This is a genomic window from Moheibacter sp., assembly GCF_049672845.1.
In the GTDB taxonomy this organism is placed as follows: Bacteria; Bacteroidota; Bacteroidia; order Flavobacteriales; family Weeksellaceae; genus Moheibacter.
The window spans coordinates 1-2,098 of record NZ_JBATWT010000018.1; the positions used below are offsets into that span (position 1 = coordinate 1).

2 protein-coding genes are annotated in these 2,098 nt (G+C 63.8%); both read right to left on the reverse strand.

Annotated elements, in window-relative coordinates:
- Positions 1 to 852, reverse strand: an 852-nt coding sequence (locus WBF63_RS07525) for an SLC13 family permease (RefSeq protein WP_424369102.1), incomplete at its 3' end; no start/stop codon positions are given.
- A gap of 117 nt (positions 853 to 969) precedes the next feature.
- The coding region (locus tag WBF63_RS07530; protein ID WP_424369103.1) for an AMP-binding protein at positions 970 to 2,098 on the reverse strand (1,129 nt) is incomplete at its 5' end.

The window sequence follows — 2,098 nt, forward strand, 5'->3', positions numbered from 1 at the left end:
GTCCAGCGCTTCCGGACTGCCTTCGATCAGCAAGATATCGCCGACCTTCAGCACGGCATCGGGCAAGGGAGCGATGCGCAACCCGGCGCCGCGCAGGATCGAGGTGATCACCGCTTCGCCCGCCGAGACTTTCAAGAGATTGGCCAGAGGCTTGTCGGCAACGGTCGAATCCTGGGTCACCCTTGCCTCGGCCGAATAATCCTTGATCGCGACGGCTTCCTGCAGCGAGGCGTCCTGCCGCTCGCGCTGCGGCACCAGCCAGTAGAACAGGGTCAGGAACACGCAGCCCGCCACCGTCAGCGCCAGTCCGACCGGGGTGAAGTCGAACATGGAAAACGGCGTGCCCGTCAGTTCGTCGCGCAGCCGCGATACCACGATGTTCGGCGAGGTGCCGATCTGCGTCATCAGCCCGCCCAGCAGCGAGGCGAAGGCCATCGGCATCAGGAACGTCGAGGGCGAGACATTGGCGCGCCGCGCGAACTGGAAGGCGATGGGGATCATGATTGCCAGCGCGCCGATGTTCTTGACGAAGGCCGACAGCACCGCGACCGTCACCACCAGCAGTGCAAGCTGGGCGCGCACGGAACTGACATTGGGCGCCAGGCGCTGGATGGCGAATTCCATGATGCCGCTGCGCGCCACGCCGGCACTGACCAGAAGCGCGCTGCCGACAATGATGACGATGTCATCGCTGAAGCCCGAAAATGCCTTGTCGAATGGAACGATGCCAACGGCTATGGCCAAAAGCAGCGAGCCGGTCGCGACGAGGTCGTAGCGCACGCGGCCCCAGACGAACGCGCCCATCATCAGCGCTATGACGGCAAAGGAAAGGATCTGGGGCAGCGTCAGCATGAAACTCCCGGCATGGGATCGAGAAACATCGCCGCCAGCTTTTGGTTGCAGGCGGCGAGGTGATTCATGCTGGGTTTCTTACGGCATGGCAGGGCGGCTGTTTAGTGCCGAATTTTTCTAGACCCCTATGCCGCGCGCCTTCAGCGCCTCGGTGATCTCGTCCAGTATCGCCGGATCGTCGATGGTCGCCGGCATCTTCCACTCTTCCTTGTCGGCGATCTTCTGCATGGTGCCGCGCAGCACCTTGCCCGAGCGCGTCTTGGGCAGGCGCTTGATGGTCACCACCGTCTTGAAGGCGGCAACGGGGCCGATGCGGTCGCGCACCAATGCGATCGCTTCCTTCTCGATTGCGGAGCGGTCGCGCGCCACGCCGGCATTCAGCACGACGAGGCCAAGCGGCGATTGTCCCTTCAGTTCATCGGCGATGCCGATCACCGCGCATTCGGCGACGTCCGGGTGTTCGGCCAGCACTTCCTCCATCGCACCGGTGGAAAGCCGGTGGCCGGCAACGTTGATGATGTCGTCGGTGCGAGCCATGACGAACAGGTAGCCGTCATCGTCGAGTATGCCGGCGTCGGCAGTCTTGTAGAAGTCGGGGAACTCGTCGAGATAGGCCTGGTGGAAACGCTTGTCGGCATTCCACAGCGTCGGCAGGCAGGCCGGCGGCAACGGCAGTTTCAGCACCACGTTGCCCAGCGTGCCGTTCGGCACTTCGTGGCCGGCATCGTTCAGGATGCGGATGTCGTAGCCCGGCATCGGCACGCCGGGCGAACCGTATTTCACCGGCAGCATGCCCAGTCCCACCGGGTTCTGGGTGATCGGCGCGCCGGTCTCGGTCTGCCACCAGTGGTCGATCACCGGAACGCCCAGCCTCTGCTCGGCCCACTTGATCGTTTCGGGGTCGGCGCGCTCGCCGGCCAGGAACAAAGTGCGGAATTTCGACAAATCGTATTTGGGGATGAATTCGCCCTTGGGGTCCTGGCCCTTGATGGCGCGGAAAGCGGTCGGCGCGGTAAACAGCGCCGCCACGCCGTGCTGCTCTATGACGCGCCAGAAGGTGCCGGCATCGGGCGTGCCCACCGGCTTGCCTTCGAACATCACCGTCGTGCAGCCATGGAGCAACGGGGCATAGACGATGTAGGAATGGCCGACGACCCAGCCGACATCGGAAGCCGCCCAGAACACTTCGCCCGGCTTGATGCCGAACTCGTTGTCCATCGACCATTTCAGCATCACCATGTGGCCG